The following is a 540-nucleotide window of genomic DNA, read 5'->3' as shown; positions in this document are numbered from 1 at the left end:
GTCGACGTTCTCGGCATGTCCGTGCTTCTGACTGTTCTCCACCACCAGGGTGAGCACACTCAGTCCGATGGGCAGCATCATGAGCGTGGTCGCGGTGTTCGACACCCACATGGAGAGGAAAGCGGTGGCGATCATCATTCCCAGAATGATCTGCCTCGGCTGTGTTCCTACAGCCCGCAGCGTCAAGAGCGCAATGCGCCGGTGGAGATTCCATTTCTGCATCGCAATGGCGATCAGGAACCCGCCGAGGAAGAGGAACACGATCGGGTTGGCATACGGAGCCGTGGCCTCTTCCGGTGTCAGTTGCGTCAGGACAGGAAAAAGCACGATGGGCAGGAGTGATGTCACGGGGAGGGGAACGGCTTCGGTCATCCACCACACGGCCATCAAGGACCCGATGGCTGCCACCGTCCGCGCGTCCTGCGAAACGTCAGCGGATCCGAGCAATAGCCAGACCGCGAAAAAGGCCACCACTCCCAATAGGCGGTACAGCCAAAGCCGACCGGTCTTGACGTGTGGGGGATGATCATCATCCGGCAC

At 60.2% G+C, this 540-nt stretch carries 1 protein-coding gene; it reads right to left on the bottom strand.

Annotated features, from left to right (window positions below; genetic code table 11):
• The coding region (locus GTW58_RS13860) for an SLC13 family permease (protein ID WP_342453333.1) at positions 1-540 on the bottom strand (540 nt) is incomplete at its 3' end.

The organism is Kocuria subflava (genome assembly GCF_012163155.1).
GTDB classification, from domain to species: Bacteria; Actinomycetota; Actinomycetes; order Actinomycetales; family Micrococcaceae; genus Kocuria; species Kocuria subflava.
Note: the sequence above shows the minus strand (reverse complement) of the source record. Positions and strands in the feature narration are given on the sequence as shown.